Source organism: Mesorhizobium sp. M1365 (assembly GCF_040317865.1).
In the GTDB taxonomy this organism is placed as follows: domain Bacteria; phylum Pseudomonadota; class Alphaproteobacteria; order Rhizobiales; family Rhizobiaceae; genus Mesorhizobium.
In genome coordinates this window covers 89,600-105,478 of record NZ_JAMYLG010000004.1, presented here as the reverse complement: position 1 = coordinate 105,478, position 15,879 = coordinate 89,600, and the positions used below count along the sequence as shown (strand labels likewise).

Below are 15,879 nucleotides of genomic sequence, written 5' to 3'. Positions count from 1 at the left end.
CAGCCACAGTGCCCCTTCAAGCGTTCAAAGCGGACAGTTCGCGGGACAAAGCGGTTGCTCAGCAGTGCCGCGCGTCCTTTGGACGTGCAAAGGACGCTGTAGCGCTTTGACCTTGCGGTCGTGGGCCGGTGGGCAAACGCGACACCTGGTGTCCGTGTGGCACGGCGGAAGATGACCCTTTTGGCGGAAGTTCGTTGGCCAGCGGCCGAAGTCACGCTCATGACCCCAAGCCGACAATGGGACCGCTTACATCGAACGACCGCTTGATGTCGCTACCGAGTCCTTCCGTCACAGCAGAAATCCCGTCTCGAATCCTTTGCCACGTGTAGGTTTGACCTCACGGAAGCCGAGAATTACAGATAGACTTATATTAGTGGATGCTATATTAGGGTGCGGGGACGCGAGGGGCCGCTAGTGTACTCGGATTGCCGTCCTTTCCTTAGATTGATTGGGCCATTCGCGATTGAGAGCGCGGATGGCGCGGACGTCACGCCGCATGGCAGACGGTCTAAAGCGCTCTTGGCCATGCTCGCCCTGGCACCCAACGGTACGCGGAGCCGAAAATGGCTGCAAAGCAAGCTCTGGAGCACTCGCGGCGAGGAGCAGGGTGCAGCAAGCTTGCGGCAGGAGCTGTCCGAGGTTCGGAAGTCGCTCCGCAGCGCCGGCATTGATCTAATCTCGACCGATCGTGATGTGGTTCGACTCGACGTCACTTCGATCGGCATCGATTTGAACGATCCACCCGAAGGCTCTGCCACGCGTGATCTGCTTGAGGGCCTCGATATTCGCGATCCAGAGTTCGAGGATTGGCTTCGTGAGCAAAGAAGCCAATGGCCCCGGCCTCGCACAGTGCCAGCAAACGTCTTTCCTGTTGCCGCGGCAGATCAGTTGTCCGGACAGCGAAGCGCCTCACTTCTGAATTCGTCGCGGCTATGCTTGGGCCTAGTTCGCGATGCCAGGTGGACGGAGGGCTCCGCTAACAGGGCCGTCAGCGACCTTGTCCTGGATCTGGTGGTTCGATCGATCCTGAATTTCGAAGTGGTCGACGTCGTGGATTTTCAAGCGCAGGGACCGCTGACCCAAGCGCCTGACACAGCGCTACCAGACTGGCTGTTGCAAACCAGGGCAACGGTGGTGGGCGACAGAGTGGGCCTGACATTTGCATTAATTGCGCCCGGTGACAGCCGGCTCTTGTGGTCGCATACGGATTTTCTCGAGCCGGCCGACCTGACTGGCCCGGCGAGCCTGAAGCTGATGTCGTTGGTCAATCAGATCGTGTTTTCGATCCTCGAATTCGTTCTCGATCCTAAGTCCATCCGCGACGAGCCCCGACACCGGGCGTCTCGGCTTGCATTGACAGCGCTGCGACAGGTATTCCGCATGCGCGATGCGGACCTGGATTCGGCGGAGCGCATGCTCGCCGAAGCATATGAGCTCGACCCGCGTAGCACGTATCTGGCGTGGCAGCTGTTTGTGTTTGTCACCCGCTTTGGCGAGAGACGGGTCGGCCGCTCGGGCACCTTTCACGATCAGGTTCGGGAATGCGCCAGTCGCGCCGTCGAAGTGGCCCCCTTCAATCCTATCACCCTGGCGTTGGCCGCTCATGCCCATTCGTTCGTCTTTCGTGAATACGCACAGGCACTGGAACTCGCCGATCGAGCGATAGCCGCTAACCCGCTACAAGCCATTTGCTGGGACATGCGTGCCTTGACGCTCGGCTATCTCGGCGAAGTGAAGCGTGGCTATGAGGATGCGATGCGCGCACGTGCACTGGGCGGGCCTCCCCTGTATCGTTACTGCATCGATACCACGTGCTGCATCTTGGCAACTCTGAACGGGCGCTTCGAGGAGGGGATACGTCACGGCGAGCGTGTCCTTGCGCAGCAACCCACATACCTACCCGCTTTGAGATACTCGGCTGCCTGCCACGGGCATTTGGGGCAGACTGTGGAGGCAGTTCGAACTATCGAACGCCTGCGCGCCTGGGAGCCGGATTTCTCGCTCGAGCTGCTTTCGGAGGAGAATTATCCAATTGCAGGCGTACTCGGAGTTTCGGTTATCAAGAGCGGGTTGTCGCGGATAACGCTGCCAAGGTACGCACCCTAGCGCTGCGCACCGCAGGCGTTACGTCGAGGCTCCGACCACCAGTTGGCGCGGATCAAATTTGGAAGCTTTAGTTGAGGGGTGGACATGATGTCGACAATTGATCTCAATAACAAGTTGTTTAGCGCCCGATTCTTAGTAAGTGGATCGGCCATAAGGCAATATCCGCTGATATTGGGTGACGCAAGTCCTGAAAAATCTCTTGAGGAATACATCAAAAATAGAGGCGGCGAAAAACTGCATCCTTTCGCGTCTATGATGACCAAGAGCAGCGTTCTGTCGATTCAAGAAGAGCAGATCGTGATAACGATTTCTGATGACCCTGTGGAGGGTGCCATGCGCCTTTCGCCAGCCTTCCTGGCGGGGCCGAGCGCAGGTCGAGGTCGAGGCAGGGGCAGAGGGCGCGGACGAGGACGGGGACGCGGCAGGGGGCAAACGGCTTTCGAAACTGGCGAGGAGGCTTTGCCGGCGTGGCACGACAAGCGTGCCTTGCACAGGATCGGACTAAGCGTCGCCAACAAATATCTCGGTGCGATCTGGGAGGACATTCTTATCGATCCCCCGCCCGGACCTTCAGAGAGCCTCAGGGAGACAGAAGCGCTTATCGATCTGCAGAAGAGAAGGGAAGGTGACCCGCTGCGGCGCGAGGAGATCGTCCGCCAAGCATCGTTCGGGATTTTGGACTACACGGCGCCGCTCGGAATAGACACTCTCGCGGGCTTCGAGGGGACATGCGCATTGATCGTTGCGATCCTCGAACTCACGGAGGAGATCGGGCTCAACTACAAAGATCGATTCAATCGGCCACGGCCCAACATCATTGAGCCGAGGCTGCGGCCGGCGCTTCCGGTTCCCTCGCACGCTTCCTACCCGTCCAACCATTCATTTCAGTCATTTGCAGTGGCGAACGTTCTGCAACGGATGCTGCCTGAGCACGCCGGCGTAACCGCGGTTTATGAGCGCGCCCGCCGGGTGGCCGAGAACAGGGAATGGGCCGGGCTGCACTACGCCAGCGACACCGATGCCGGCGAGGAACTGGCTGCGCGCATTTCTCCGTACTTGGTGGACGCGATGGATGAAACGATCCGACGCGCCCAGAGCGAATGGTAGGTGGGTGCCATGATGGACGACATCAAGAAGGGCGAAGGCCATCTTTGTTATGACTGGTATCACTACCTGTGGCACCTGATCGCAATCGGCGCCTTACGCGATCGTCCGCGCATCCCTGAAGCGCGGTTGCCGCACGAGGCCGCATACCTGCTGGAGGCCGACGCCTGGGATTTGTTGGGTACTGACAAGCCCGGTTACGGCGAGGTCATTGCCCAGATCGATACGGGAGTGAACTCAAGCCATCCCAATCTCGAGCCTCGTATCCTTTCTGCGGTCAGCTTCGCCGCTCACCCTTTCGGGTTGAGTTACGTCACACCCAAGCAGCAACCGCTCGTCTTGCGAGGGCCGGAAAAAAAGCAGAGCAAGAGCTTTGTGGGCGACGATACCTGGGCGTGGGCGGCAAGCCTGATCAAATCGAGGAACAATGCGCAGGAAGTCGAGGTTCAGAAATCGCTGCTTCGAGCACTGAAAGATGGGCGCGGCGTAATTCAGGAGACTGCTGAGACCTCGCGTATGCGCTACTCAGCGCACGGGACCGCCTGCGCTGGGCTGATGGTCGGCGCCCCTGCGGCCCCGCCCACGAAGTTGAGGCAATTTAGCAACGGTGAAGGCGCAATACCTTATTGGGGGGTCGCCCCAGGCGCTGAACTCCTGCCGATCGAGATTTCAGCACGGCCCGACGCAGCGCAGCTCATTCTGGCGTTCCTCTATGCCCGCGACCAGAAGGTTTCAGTCATACACTTTCCCCGGGAAGTACCCGATCCATGGCGAGCGCACCGTTCCTATCCTGGATATGGCGACAGCAGATATACTTCGGTCGAACAGGCAAAGCCAATTTGGGATTATTTCGAGACGCTTTTCGAGGCGATCAGCGAGGAAATCCCCATCATCTGCGCAGCCGGCAACGATGGCTACGACCATCTGATTTACCCGGCGAGCAAGGCCGGCGAAAGCAATGGCGTGGTTGCGGTGGCGGCCGCCACTTATCGGGCGAGACGTTCAGCATATTCCAACTACAGCGGCGATCCGACCGACAATTCCGTCACCATTTCCGCGCCGTCCGACGACCAGGAGGTGTGTACACGCTGCCAAATACGACTGGACCGTGAGTCGCTGCGTTCACGTGACCACAATTTCGAGATCTACGAGAAGCTCCCCCAGGTTGAATACGCGCCGCAGGGCGTGCTCACCACGGACATCCCGGGCCACCACGGCTATTCCGGCGGACAGCTGGAAGGAATCCAGCCACCGGGCGTCGAAAGCAGAGACCGCGCCGGGCTCTACACAGTATTTGGCGGAACATCTGCAGCCTCGGCCATCGTCGCGGGAGCAGCCGCTTTGTTGCAGTCGAAACATCGCTCCACCGGTAGGCCGCTCAACGGCATAGAGGTTAAGGCGAAGATGACCCAGTCAGGCGCAAAGGAGGTTTCATGGCCTTGGCTTAAAAAAGCTGACGTTCCGATTCTACCGGACAGCCCTAATTGCGAGAGAAGGGTGCCTTCGTTCGATCAGCAGTTTGGATCGGGGCTGCTTGACCTCCGTAAGTTGCTGAGCTGAGGGTCCCGCCGAATTTTGACTAAAAGGTCGGCTGCAAGCCGCCAAAGCCGAGCCCGAATGGATTTCTGACGTAATTCTGACGTGCCCGCCACGGCGGGCTTACGATCCGCCTACGCCGTCCAGTCATATTCGAGCGACATTTGAAACCGCTCGGGGGCCGGACTCCAATGCATCCGATCACTGCCTATACGAATCCACAGACTGACCGCGTGCTCCCGTCATTCGGCATGGGTGAAACGAAATTCCAGCGCGCCATCGCCACGATCATGTTTACCGACGTGGAGGACTCGACCGGCTTGGCGAGCGCACTTGGCCTGATCGAAACCACGCGGTTCATGATCGAGCACTTCACGTTGACCCGCCAGGTCGTGGTGGCCAATGGGGGGATCGTTCAAAACTTTACAGGCGACGGCGTGCTAGCTCTCTGGCTGGGGAGCGAAATGACGCCCAGCGAAACGGCGCTAAAGGCGCTGGCCGCCGTCGCGGAACTGGTACCGGAAATCTCGCTCGGCAACGCTTGGAAGCGTTCAATGGGCTCCCTGTCGCGCCGCATCAGGATCGGCTTACACTCCGGCGAGGTGATGTTCGTCAACGATCGCCAGCGGGATTTCTCTTTTCTGGTCGGCTCGGAGGTAAATTTCGCCCGCCACGTCGAGCAGGCTGGCAAGAGGGAGAATGGCGCAGGCGTCGATGCGCTGGTGATGGTCAGCGGTGCGACCCTCCACCTTGCTGGCCTGGCGACTGCATCGATCGACCCCTACAAGCTTGTGCGGCTAACCCCCGCCGAACTGGCTCATCGCCAGTCGGAGGACTGGCCTCGACCGTGTTCGCGAAGCGGAACTATGGCGCGTGCAAATGTCGGCCTTTGAGGCGTTAGCTGACGTTGAACCTACTTCGGCCAAATGGCGGCTCCTGGCGCTGGTTGCTCGTTTCCTGTCAATAACCGACGCGGCATGAAACCACTCACGCCCGCTTACGACGTCAAGCGCCAGCCTTTTCGACCGTCAGCCCTTTCGCCTGCGCATCAGTGACTCGAGCTCGGCGTCGCCGCCCTCCGGCAGCATCAGCCGCACGTGTGCGTAGAGATCGCCGTGACCGCCGGCCTTTTCCGGCAGGCCCCTGCCCTTCAGCCGCAGAACCTTGTCCGAGCTCGACCAAGGGGGAACGTTGACCGCAATCCTGCCGGTCGGGGTTTCGACCGCCACCTTGGCGCCATGCACCGCATCGGCCAGTTCCACCGGCAGGTCGACATGCAGGTCGCGGCCTTCGACGCGGTAGCGCGGGTGCCGGCGGAAACGGATCTTGACCAGCGCATCGCCCGGCTGCCCCGGTCCTTGCTCACCCTGGCCTTTCAACCGGATGGTCTGGCCGTCCTCGACATAGGCCGGCAACTTGACCGCCATCTTGCGGCCGTCGGGGAACATCGCCGTCACTTTCTCGGCGGTTGCGGCCTCCTCGATGGTGACGTCCAGCGTCACGTTGAGGTCGGCTGCAGTCGGCATCCGCCGGCCGGCGCCCATGCCGGCACCGCGCTGCTGGCTGAAAGCATCGCCGAAGATCTGGCTGAAGATGTCGCTGTTGCCGTCGAACGGGTCACCACCGGGACGGCCCGTGCGGAATTCGAAATGCGCGCCGCCCGGCCCTTGCTGCCGGCGGAAACCGGCGAAAGGATCGGCGCCGCCGGCCGCACTCTCGAAACCCTGAAACCGCGGTTTGCCTTCGGCGTCGATCTCACCGCGATCGAAAGCCGCCCGGTTCTTCTCGTCGCCGACGATCTCGTAAGCCTGATTGGCGGCGGCAAAACGCTCCTTTGCCTTGGGATCCGGATTCTGGTCCGGATGATACTTCTTGGCGAGCTTCCGGTACGCCGATTTTATGTCCTTGGCCGATGCGTTCTTGGCAACGCCCAGCACCTCATAGGGGTCGCGCATGCTTACTGCCCTGGAGAAGGAGTGAGTCCATAATCGCCTCCTATATGCGCTCGCATAGGAAGGAATTCCAGTGGCTTACCACCATGTCGCCGGCGGAAAATCAGAGCGCCTTGAAGTCCTGTATGCGCCAGATGCTGCCGCCGGCCAGGCATATTTCGCCTTTGAACAGCGCGACGCCGTCGAAGCTTTCGCGCGATGCGGTGAAGCGACGACATGTCTCACCGTTAGCCCTGAATTCTGCGAGCTCGGTGATGGAGCCGCGCGAGCCGGTGTCGGCATTCGCCCAGGGAATGGCCTGCCCGGCCAGTTGCTCGACGTCGGCGGAGGACACGGCGTTGCGGATCGTAGCCTGGTCGGAAGCGCGGTCCTGATCGAGCGGCGTGACTGAGGCCGGCGTGCTCGAGGTCAGTATCGAGCGGTCCACCTCCGCCTGCTCCAGGCTGAAGCCGCCCCCGCCACAGGCGGCAAGCGGCAGGATGATTGTCACGATCATGGCTTTGGCGCTGGCCGAAGCGATAACGCTCCATTGCCCACTGTCAAAAGCTTGCGCGATACGCGACAATCGGCAATCTCCCCAGCCGGCGACAAATTTGGGAAAACTATGAGCGAAACCGGGTTAACAAGCGGTGACTTTACCGAGGCGGCGGAGCCGTTCCGGCTTTTTGCGGCGTGGCTCGACGACGCTACGAAGAGCGAGATCAACGACCCCAACAGCGTCGCACTGGCGACGGTCGATGCCGAGGGCATGCCGAATGTGCGAATGGTGCTGCTCAAGGGGTTCGATGAGGGTGGTTTTGTCTTCTACACGAATTTCGAGAGCGCCAAGGGCCGCGAGATCCTTGGCAGCATGAAAGCAGCGATGTGCTTCCACTGGAAATCTCTGCGCCGGCAGGTGCGGGCGCGGGGCCCGGTGGAGATCGTCACCGACGCCGAAGCCGACGCCTATTACGCGACCCGTCCGCGCGGCAGCCGCATCGGCGCCTGGGCCTCCAAGCAGTCGCGGCCGCTGGAAAGCCGCTTCGCGCTGGAAAAGGCGGTTGCCGAATACACGGCGCGCCATGCGATCGGCGAGATCCCGCGGCCAAAACACTGGTCGGGCTTTCGCATCGTGCCGCAGAGCATCGAGTTCTGGCACGACCGTCCGTTCCGGCTGCACGACCGTGTCGTGTTTTCGCGCAACGCCGAGGGCGGCTGGGACAAAATGAGGCTTTATCCGTAGGGCACGACGGTGGAGCGCCGATCTCCCCCTTGTGGGCCCTTGTGGGGCAGATCGGCAGCTTCCGCACCGGCGCCCATTTTTTCAGCCCTTCTTCCTGGTCATGAAGGCGGCCAAGGCCGGGCCGCTTCTGGCGGATTTCCAATTCCCACGATCACGATCTCGTGTGCGTGAAACGTTCCAGCTTGCCGGAACGAACCAGGAAAGGGCTCAACGCGCCGCTGGCGCAAATTCAGGAGGAAACAATGCATTCACTCAGGTTGGTCACGATGGCCGGTCTTGCCTGTCTCTTCGCTTCGCAGGCCTTTGCGGAGGATGCGATGGGGACAATGACGGTGATGAAGGGTGGGGAGGTCATGGCGATCATGCCCGATGGGCATATGGGCACCATGATGCCCGACGCGAAGATGAGCGCCGAAATGATGAAAATGGCGAAACCGATCAAGCATTGCATGATGTTGATGACCGACGCCAAAGGCAAGACATTCATGATCGACACGTCTTCGGCAAAGGCCCAGGCCGAATGTAAAAAAATGGCGATGTGACAAAGAGATCATGGCAAGAAAACCCGCCGGTTGCTGCCGGCGGGTCCACGATGCGAGACAAGGCCAGAAGGTCTAGGCCTTCTTCCTGGTCATGAAGGCCGTCAAGGCTGCGCGGGCCTCGTCGGATTTGAGCCGCTCGCGGAAATGCTGGCTTTCCTGGCCGATGCGCTCGACAAGGGCGTCGCGCGAGCCGCGCATCAGGTCGCGCGCGATCTTCAGCGCTTGCGGCGGTTTGGCAGCGATCTGGCCCGCCGCCGCCAATACCGATGCTTCGAGTGCCTCTTCCTCGACCACCTCGTAGATCAGCCCGGCGGCCTTCGCCCGCTCGGCCGAAAAGCCCTCGCCGAGGCCAAGCAGCGCGAAGGCGCCTTGGCGGCCGAGGATCTGCGGCGCGAGCAGGCTCGAACCGGCCTCCGGCACAAGGCCGAGATCGACGAAGGGCGTTCGGAATAGTGTGTGCGGCGTGGCGAAGGTCAGGTCGCAATGCAGGTTGAGCGTGGTGCCGATACCGACCGCAATGCCGTCGACACCGGAAACCATCGGCTTTTCCACCTTGGCCAGCGCCATCAGGAAATCCCAGACCTCGGAACCGCCTTCGCCGCCCGAGGCGAAGACCATGAAATCGGCAAGGTCGTTACCGGACGAGAAGGCACCGGGCACGCCGAGAAAGACATGGACGCGGATCGCCGGATCCGCGTCGCCGCCGGCAAGAGCCGCCGACATCGTCGCGTACATGGCGCGGGTCAGGGCGTTCTTCTTGTCCGGACGGTTGATGCGGATGATCTGGATGGCGCCCTGGCGTTCGACGAGGATGTGGTCTGTCACGGATTGGTCCTTTGTGAATTTCGGGCCTTTGTGAATTTCGGCGCGTGCGAACGTCAGGCTGAGATCAGCGCCTTGCCGGCAACGGCAAGGCTGTCGGCGCCGCCGACGACGCGCTCTTTGAGCGCGGCCACTTCGCCAAGCAGGTTCTCGGCGAAGAACCGGCAAAGCGCGATGCGGTTTTGGTCGGCAAGCGCGCCGCGCGCCAGATAGGCCCCGCCTGCGGCAAGCGAGATCAGCCTGAGATAGGGTGTGGCGCCGGCCAGCGCCTCGTCCGAACGGCCTTCGGCCTGCAGGTCTTGCAGGAAACGGGTTGCCTGGGAGAGCTCGTCGAGCGCCTGGTCGAGGCGATCGGCGGTGCGGCCGAAGCCTTCAAGGTTCGACGCTCGCACCGCAACGGCGACGGCGTTGATCTCGGCGATGTAGCCATGCACATGCCGACCGCCGCCGAGCGGCAGCTTGCGTGTCACCAGATCGATCGCCTGGATGCCATTGGTGCCTTCGTAAATGGGCGCGATGCGCGCGTCGCGATAAAGTGCTGCGGCCCCTGTCTCCTCGATGAACCCCATGCCGCCATGCACCTGCAGCCCAAGCGAGGCGACCTCGACGCCGACGTCGGTCGAAAAGGCCTTGGCCAGCGGCGTCAACAGATTGGCGCGTTCCTGCCAGTGCTTTGCATCTTCGCTCTGCGACGCAAGATCGATGGCGTGGGCGCAGGAATAGCAGATGGCACGGGCAATCTGGGTCAGCGCCTTCATGGTCAGAAGACTGCGCTGGATGTCGGGGTGATGCACGATCGGCGCCATGCCGGCACCGCCATAGCTTGCCGCCTTGCCTTGCCGGCGATCGTTTGCATAGGCGAGCGCCTTCTGCGTCGCCGCCTCAGCGACCGCGACACCCTGAATGCCGACGGCAAGGCGCGCATTGTTCATCATGGTGAACATGCAGGCGAGGCCCTTGTTCTCCGCGCCGACCAGCCAGCCGATCGCGCCGGGCCTGCTGCCTTCGAAGCCATCGCCATAAATCATCGTGCAGGTCGGCGAAGCGTGGATGCCCAGTTTGTGCTCCAGCCCGGAGCAGAAGACGTCGTTGCGCCTGCCCAGCGCGCCATCGTCTCCGACGAGGAATTTCGGCACCAGGAACAAAGACAGGCCGCGCGTGCCGGCCGGCGCGTCCGGCAGCCGCGCCAGCACCAGATGGATGATGTTGTCGGTGAAATCGTGCTCGCCATAGGTGATGAATATCTTTTGCCCGAAGATGCGGTAAGTGCCGTCGCCGGCCGGCTCGGCGCGGGTTCGCAAGGCATTCAGGTCCGAGCCTGCCTGCGGCTCGGTCAGGTTCATGGTGCCCATCCATTCGCCGGAGACCAGCTTTTCCAGATATTTGGCCTTGAGTGCCTGCGAGCCATGCTTGTCGAGTGCTTCGACCGCGCCCATGGTCAGCGTCGGGGCGATGCCGAACGCCATCGAGGCGGAGTTCCACATTTCGAGCGCGGCGACGCCGAGCATGGCCGGCAGCGCCTGGCCGCCATACGCTTCAGGCGCCGACAGCGCATTCCAGCCGCCGCCGATCCAGCGGCGATAAAGTTCCTTCCAGCCGGGCGGGGTAGTGACGGCAGCACCGTCGAGCACCGCGCCGTGCTGGTCGCTGATCGTGTAGAGCGGCGCCACCTCCTCGCTGGCGAAGCGGCCGGCCTCGGCCAGAATGGCGTCGACGAGGTCCTCACCGAGATCGGCAAAAGTGCCGGCATCGAGCGCCGGCTTCAAGCCGGCGACATGCTTCAGGGTGAAGGCGATTTCCTCGACCGGTGCCCGATACATGGCGCTCGCTCCTCCTCTGTCCGGCTCTCCTCAGTCCGGCAGGTCAACTCAAGATCCGTGCCGACGCTCCCCGTCCACCTTCGTTTTACGTAAACGTCAAACTTTGTCACGCGGATTTTGCAGTTGCTGGCTCGTCTGCAAAATTATTTAGAGCCGGACGACGCACTTGATTTGTACGGCTATTTCCCGTACAAGGCAGCATCAGGGGTGACGATAATGCCAAACCAACAGACCCGCACCGCCCGTCTCGAAGCCCGTATTTCGCCGGATATGCTGGACGTTGTGAAACGTGCCGCCGAAATCCAGGGCCGCAGCGTCAGCGACTTCGTGGTCGCCGCCGCTCAAGAGGCGGCGCAGCGCACTATCGAGAACACCACCATCATGCGTATCTCCATCGAAGATCAGCGCGCCATGATGGAGGCGATTCTCAATCCGCCCGAGCCTAATGAGGCACTGCGCAAAGCTGCCGACGCCCACAAACGGCTGGTCGTCGAAACCCGGTGACTTTCGCCGTCATTATCGAACCGCTCGGCGGATCGCATGATCGCAAGGCGTTCAGCTGCGGGGTACCGGCGCTCGACCGCTACATTCGGGAGCAAGCCAGCCAGGATGTCAAACGCCGAGTCGGCAATTGCTTCGTTGCCGTGGATCGCGATGGCGGCGCGATCGCCGGATATTACACTTTGGCGGCGTCGAGCATACCAATCGCGTCCTTGCCTGACGAACAGACAAAACATCTGCCACGCTACCCGGTTCTGCCCGCGATATTGGTCGGCAGGCTGGCCGTCGATGCCCGATACCAGCGGCGGCGGGTCGGGTCGGCGCTGATCGTGGATGCGCTACGATGTAGCGTTAGCGCTGCCCCAGCAGCCTTCGCGTTGATTATCGATGCCAAGGATGACCAGGCGGTCGCGTATTATCGCAGGCATGGCTTCACCTCGTTTCAGAGCCGCCCGCTATCACTGTTCCTGCCCATAGCAACAGCGTTGAAGCTATTTGGCTGACAATCGCAACCATCGCTTTGCTCTTGAGGAGCACCAAGGATCGCTTCTCCAGCGCTCCAACTCGCCCACTCGGCACCCGAAGCATTTCCTTAACCATGGCGGTTCAGGATTTGGCTTTGGCCAGCAAGGATCTGCTGTTTGAAAACGCCGGCGCGCCCCCTTGTCCGCTCAGCGCTTCTCCTTGTCGCGGCCGCGATGACCCTGATGCTGACGCCGGCAAAGGCCTCGGATTTCTCCGAACCGTGGAAGGATGCCGACCGGGCGCTGGTCGTCGACGCCTACGAATACAATTCCATCGACTGGACCAGGCTTGCCACCGACAAGCGTCTTGTCGGCTTCATCAACAAGGCATCCGACGGAATGCCGCCACCCTATTTCTGTTTCGGCGACGAGACCGAGACGCGGCTGTGCAAGACGCTCTGGAAACGCCATGCGATGGCACAGGAACTGTTCCAGACGCGCAAGGTGGTGGCCAAGGCGCTGGGCCTGAAATGGGGTGCCTATCATCTCGCCCGCCCCGGCAACCCCGTGGGACAGGCCAATAATTTCATCAATTTCGTGAAACCCGGGCCGGATGACCTGCTTGCCCTCGACATCGAGGACGATGATCCCACCCAATGGATGTCGCTCGATGATGCCGAGGAATTCGTGCGCCATGTGCATCGTCGGGTTGGCCGCTTTCCAGTGCTCTACACCAACGGCACGACAGCCCGGCATATCGCCGACAACAAGTATAAATACCCGCTCCTGTCCCGGCTGCCGCTGTGGTATGCGCGCTACAAGCCAGACATCGGCGTGCATTTTCCGATGGGCAACTGGCAGGGTTATGCGCTCTGGCAGTTTTCGGCGGGAGCAAATTGCGGCCGGTTCCGCTGCCCTTACAGGGTCGTGGGCACACCCAACGATATCGACGTCAGCGTCGCGCCGATGAACGCCACGGAATTGCGCGCGCAGTGGCCGTTCGGCGGCCTGATCGACGTGCAGCCGGATTATCTCGCCTCGATACCGGTGCCGCTCTCACGCGAGGCGGGGCTCGCCGGCGGCACCATCACTTACGCAAGCGTGACGCCAGCAAGCTTCGAGGAGATGGTCGCGGTATTCAGGGCGCGCCTGGCCAGGTTCAGCAGCGGCTTTCAAATGGCTGCGGTGAAGGCGGCGCCGGCCCTGCCGCGCGGGATTGCCGAATATGTCGCCTGGACGCGAAACGAAAAGCGTGCGGCATCGGTGCCAGGATTTGTCTCCACCGCCGATGCGGTCAGCAGCGTCTCGACCGAATTCGACCACGGCTTGCGCTGAGGCCGAAGGCCGCCCGAGCATCAGTCCGCCTGCTCGCGCGCCACCGCCAGCCAGCCAATGTCGCGGCGGCAAAAGCCTTGCGGCCAGTCGATCCGCTCGAGCGCGGCGTAAGCCTTCTTCTGCGCCTCGCCGACCGTGCGGCCGGTCGCCGTGATGTTGAGCACGCGACCGCCATTGGCGACGAGGGCGCCGCCGTTGATGGCGGTGCCGGCATGAAATATCTCGACGCCCTCACCCGCCGCCGCCTCGACGCCGCGGATGACCGAGCCCCTTTCCGGCGTGCCGGGATAACCCCTGGCTGCCATCACCACGGTGAGCGCCGCCTCGTCGCGCCAGCGCACCGAGGTGTGCGCCAGCTGGCCGTCGGCGGCTGCGTTGAGCAGGACGAGCAGATCGTCCTTCAGCCGCATCATCAGCACCTGGCATTCCGGGTCGCCGAAACGGGTGTTGTATTCGATCAGCTTCGGCCCCTTGTCAGTAATCATCAGCCCGGCAAACAGCACGCCGGAAAACGGAGCGCCTGTTTCAGCCATGCCGCGCATGGTCGGCTCGACGATCTCGCGCATGGTTCGGTCGATCATTTCCGGCGTCATCACCGGCGCCGGCGAATAGGCGCCCATGCCGCCGGTGTTGGGGCCGGTGTCGCCGTCACTGAGGCGCTTGTGGTCCTGCGCGGTGCCGAAGGGCAGCGCGGTGGTGCCGTCGCACAGGCAGAAGAAACTTGCTTCTTCGCCGACGAGAAACTCCTCGACCACCACTTCCGCGCCGGCCTGGCCGAAGGAGCCGTCAAAACAGGCGTCGAGCGCGGCCAGCGCCTCGTCAAGCGTCATGGCGACGGTGACGCCCTTGCCGGCAGCGAGGCCGTCGGCCTTGATGACGATCGGCGCACCCGTCTTCTCGACATAGGTCCTGGCCGAAGCCAGATCGTCGAAGCGGCCATAGGCGGCGGTCGGGATGCCGTATCTGGCGCAGAGGTCCTTGGTGAAACCTTTCGAGCCTTCCAGCCGTGCCGCTGCCTTTGACGGTCCGAAGACACGGATGCCCTCGGCGCGCAGGTCGTCGGCAATGCCGGCGACCAGCGGCCCTTCCGGCCCGACCACGACTAGGCCTATTTCATTCTCGAGGCAAAACCGGGCAACCGCCGTGTGATCCGCAATATCGAGCCTCACCAGCTCGGCTTCGCGGCCGATGCCCGGATTGCCGGGCACCGCGTAAAGTTTGGTCAGCAGCGGCGACGCCGCGATCTTCCAGGCAAGCGCATGCTCTCGTCCGCCGGAGCCGATCAGCAAAACACGCATGCCCAGATTCCTTGCCATTTCACGACCAGGACTGCGCTATTGCGCCGCGCGCGACGGGTCAAGACATTTGGCTGCCGAAGCGCCGATTGCGCGTGGCCAGCGTGCGGGGGCTGCTTGACGCTTGACGGCATTCGCCTCTGCTGCCACTCCAGCAAAATGGAAACCGTCCAGTCGAAAGCGGCCCAGGGCCGCGTCGCCGATGCGCCGAGCGGCCACTGGGTCTATCGCGTGCTGCCGCGGCGGTTGTGGCCCTATGCGCAGCTTGCCCGGTGGGACCGGCCGATCGGCTGGCAATTGCTGCTGTGGCCATGCTGGTGGTCGGCTGCGCTTGCCGCGAGCGCCTATCCGCGTCCGACGGACCCGCTTCTCTCTCTGCTGCCGTCGCCGTGGTATCTGCTGCTGTTTTTTCTTGGCGCGTTCGCCATGCGCGGCGCCGGCTGCACCTACAATGATTTGGTCGACGAGGACATCGACAACCAGGTGGAACGCACGCGCTCGCGGCCGCTGCCGGCCGGCAAGGTCACGCGCCGGCAGGCCTGGATGTTTGTTGTCGTGCAGGCACTGGTCGGCCTTGCCGTGCTTTTGCAGTTCAACAGCTTCGCCATCTTGCTCGGCATCGGCTCGCTGGTCATCGTCGCCATCTATCCGTTCATGAAGCGATACACCAATTGGCCGCAACTCGTTCTCGGCCTTGCCTTTTCCTGGGGAGCGCTGATGGGATGGGCGGTCGAGTTCGGCGATCTCGATGGGCCGGCAATCATGCTCTATATCGGCTCGATCCTGTGGGTGATCGGCTACGACACGATCTATGCGCATCAGGACAAGGAAGACGACGCTATTGTCGGCGTGCGCTCGACGGCGCGCCTGTTCGGCGACAACACCAAGGCCTGGCTGGCCGGGCTTTATGGCGGAGCGCTGGTCTGCTTCGCCATCGCCTTTGCCTCGGCACAGGCACCGGTGCCTGCACTTGCCGGGCTGATCGCCGCCGGCGCGCATCTGGCGCGGCAGATCGGCGTGCTCGACATCGACGATCCGGACCAGTGCCTGAGGCTGTTCAGATCGAACAACCAGGTCGGCTGGCTGATCTTCCTCGGCCTGATCGGCGGCGCGGCCTGGGTGGCGCTGAAGCCGCTGGTTTAAGAGCCAGCGGTATCGATTCGGCAGCTGCGGAATCGAC

At 62.2% G+C, this 15,879-nt stretch carries 15 protein-coding genes; 10 read left to right on the top strand and 5 right to left on the bottom strand.

The window, feature by feature from the left end:
- Positions 1 to 519 precede the first annotated feature (519 nt).
- The 4 genes from NKH04_RS06615 to NKH04_RS06600 all read left to right on the top strand — a co-directional run bounded on the left by NKH04_RS06615 (position 520) and on the right by NKH04_RS06600 (position 5,639).
- Positions 520 to 2,106, top strand: a complete 1,587-nt coding sequence (locus tag NKH04_RS06615) for a hypothetical protein (protein WP_353044099.1) — start codon at positions 520 to 522, stop codon at positions 2,104 to 2,106.
- A gap of 84 nt (positions 2,107 to 2,190) precedes the next feature.
- Positions 2,191 to 3,213: a phosphatase PAP2 family protein gene (locus tag NKH04_RS06610; protein WP_352449905.1), complete on the top strand. Its 1,023-nt coding sequence runs from the start codon at positions 2,191 to 2,193 to the stop codon at positions 3,211 to 3,213.
- A 9-nt stretch (positions 3,214 to 3,222) separates the two neighbouring features.
- On the top strand, positions 3,223 to 4,770 hold the full coding sequence (locus tag NKH04_RS06605; RefSeq protein WP_353044098.1) for a S8 family peptidase: 1,548 nt from the start codon (positions 3,223 to 3,225) through the stop codon (positions 4,768 to 4,770).
- Between the two features lie 167 nt (positions 4,771 to 4,937).
- Positions 4,938 to 5,639: an adenylate/guanylate cyclase domain-containing protein gene (locus NKH04_RS06600; RefSeq protein WP_353044097.1), complete on the top strand. Its 702-nt coding sequence runs from the start codon at positions 4,938 to 4,940 to the stop codon at positions 5,637 to 5,639.
- Positions 5,640 to 5,774: 135 nt separating this feature from the next.
- On the opposite strand, the gene NKH04_RS06595 is transcribed toward NKH04_RS06600, so the two are convergent.
- Positions 5,775 to 6,701, bottom strand: a complete 927-nt coding sequence (locus NKH04_RS06595) for a DnaJ C-terminal domain-containing protein (RefSeq protein ID WP_353044096.1) — start codon at positions 6,699 to 6,701, stop codon at positions 5,775 to 5,777.
- A gap of 100 nt (positions 6,702 to 6,801) precedes the next feature.
- Positions 6,802 to 7,263 (bottom strand): RT0821/Lpp0805 family surface protein, encoded by a 462-nt coding sequence (locus tag NKH04_RS06590; RefSeq protein WP_352849875.1) that lies wholly within the window; start codon positions 7,261 to 7,263, stop codon positions 6,802 to 6,804.
- A gap of 39 nt (positions 7,264 to 7,302) precedes the next feature.
- Here NKH04_RS06590 and pdxH point away from each other — a divergent pair, with 39 nt between their 5' ends.
- Together pdxH and NKH04_RS06580 are read left to right on the top strand one after the other, a co-directional pair.
- Positions 7,303 to 7,920, top strand: coding sequence for a pyridoxamine 5'-phosphate oxidase (gene pdxH, locus NKH04_RS06585; RefSeq protein WP_352470672.1), 618 nt, complete (start codon positions 7,303 to 7,305; stop codon positions 7,918 to 7,920).
- A 182-nt stretch (positions 7,921 to 8,102) separates the two neighbouring features.
- Positions 8,103 to 8,462 carry a hypothetical protein gene (locus tag NKH04_RS06580; RefSeq protein ID WP_352681146.1) on the top strand — a complete coding sequence of 120 codons (360 nt, stop codon included), beginning with the start codon at positions 8,103 to 8,105 and terminating at the stop codon, positions 8,460 to 8,462.
- Positions 8,463 to 8,534: 72 nt separating this feature from the next.
- Here NKH04_RS06580 and NKH04_RS06575 read toward each other — a convergent pair whose 3' ends face one another.
- Together NKH04_RS06575 and NKH04_RS06570 are read right to left on the bottom strand one after the other, a co-directional pair.
- Complete coding sequence (locus NKH04_RS06575) at positions 8,535 to 9,287, bottom strand: crotonase/enoyl-CoA hydratase family protein (protein ID WP_353044095.1); 753 nt, start codon at positions 9,285 to 9,287, stop codon at positions 8,535 to 8,537.
- A gap of 53 nt (positions 9,288 to 9,340) precedes the next feature.
- Positions 9,341 to 11,104, bottom strand: a complete 1,764-nt coding sequence (locus NKH04_RS06570) for an acyl-CoA dehydrogenase family protein (RefSeq protein ID WP_353044094.1) — start codon at positions 11,102 to 11,104, stop codon at positions 9,341 to 9,343.
- 123 nt (positions 11,105 to 11,227) lie between these two features.
- Here NKH04_RS06570 and NKH04_RS06565 point away from each other — a divergent pair, with 123 nt between their 5' ends.
- The 3 genes from NKH04_RS06565 to NKH04_RS06555 all read left to right on the top strand — a co-directional run bounded on the left by NKH04_RS06565 (position 11,228) and on the right by NKH04_RS06555 (position 13,404).
- Complete coding sequence (locus NKH04_RS06565) at positions 11,228 to 11,608, top strand: type II toxin-antitoxin system TacA family antitoxin (protein WP_353044093.1); 381 nt, start codon at positions 11,228 to 11,230, stop codon at positions 11,606 to 11,608.
- Positions 11,605 to 12,108 carry a GNAT family N-acetyltransferase gene (locus NKH04_RS06560; RefSeq protein ID WP_353044092.1) on the top strand — a complete coding sequence of 168 codons (504 nt, stop codon included), beginning with the start codon at positions 11,605 to 11,607 and terminating at the stop codon, positions 12,106 to 12,108. Before NKH04_RS06565 ends, NKH04_RS06560 begins: the two co-directional genes overlap by 4 nt.
- 138 nt (positions 12,109 to 12,246) lie before the next feature.
- Positions 12,247 to 13,404, top strand: a complete 1,158-nt coding sequence (locus NKH04_RS06555; RefSeq protein WP_502913366.1) for a glycoside hydrolase family 25 protein — start codon at positions 12,247 to 12,249, stop codon at positions 13,402 to 13,404.
- A 20-nt stretch (positions 13,405 to 13,424) separates the two neighbouring features.
- Here NKH04_RS06555 and purD read toward each other — a convergent pair whose 3' ends face one another.
- The gene (gene purD, locus NKH04_RS06550) at positions 13,425 to 14,702 is read right to left on the bottom strand and encodes a phosphoribosylamine--glycine ligase (protein WP_353044091.1); all 1,278 of its coding nucleotides are present in this window, start codon (positions 14,700 to 14,702) and stop codon (positions 13,425 to 13,427) included.
- A 156-nt stretch (positions 14,703 to 14,858) separates the two neighbouring features.
- On the opposite strand from purD, the gene ubiA reads away from it, so the two are divergent.
- Positions 14,859 to 15,842: a 4-hydroxybenzoate octaprenyltransferase gene (gene ubiA / locus NKH04_RS06545; RefSeq protein ID WP_353044090.1), complete on the top strand. Its 984-nt coding sequence runs from the start codon at positions 14,859 to 14,861 to the stop codon at positions 15,840 to 15,842.
- Positions 15,843 to 15,879: the final 37 nt, after the last annotated feature.

Excerpts from the sequence above, each read along its gene's own strand:
- NKH04_RS06610 (WP_352449905.1), top strand. The coding sequence starts at position 2,191 with ATGATGTCGACAATTGATCTCAATAACAAGTTGTTTAGCGCCCGATTC.
- NKH04_RS06605 (WP_353044098.1), top strand. The coding sequence starts at position 3,223 with ATGATGGACGACATCAAGAAGGGCGAAGGCCATCTTTGTTATGACTGG.
- NKH04_RS06600 (WP_353044097.1), top strand. The coding sequence starts at position 4,938 with ATGCATCCGATCACTGCCTATACGAATCCACAGACTGACCGCGTGCTC.
- NKH04_RS06595 (WP_353044096.1), bottom strand. The coding sequence starts at position 6,701 with ATGCGCGACCCCTATGAGGTGCTGGGCGTTGCCAAGAACGCATCGGCC.
- pdxH (WP_352470672.1), top strand. The coding sequence starts at position 7,303 with ATGAGCGAAACCGGGTTAACAAGCGGTGACTTTACCGAGGCGGCGGAG.
- NKH04_RS06570 (WP_353044094.1), bottom strand. The coding sequence starts at position 11,104 with ATGTATCGGGCACCGGTCGAGGAAATCGCCTTCACCCTGAAGCATGTC.
- purD (WP_353044091.1), bottom strand. The coding sequence starts at position 14,702 with ATGCGTGTTTTGCTGATCGGCTCCGGCGGACGAGAGCATGCGCTTGCC.
- ubiA (WP_353044090.1), top strand. The coding sequence starts at position 14,859 with ATGGAAACCGTCCAGTCGAAAGCGGCCCAGGGCCGCGTCGCCGATGCG.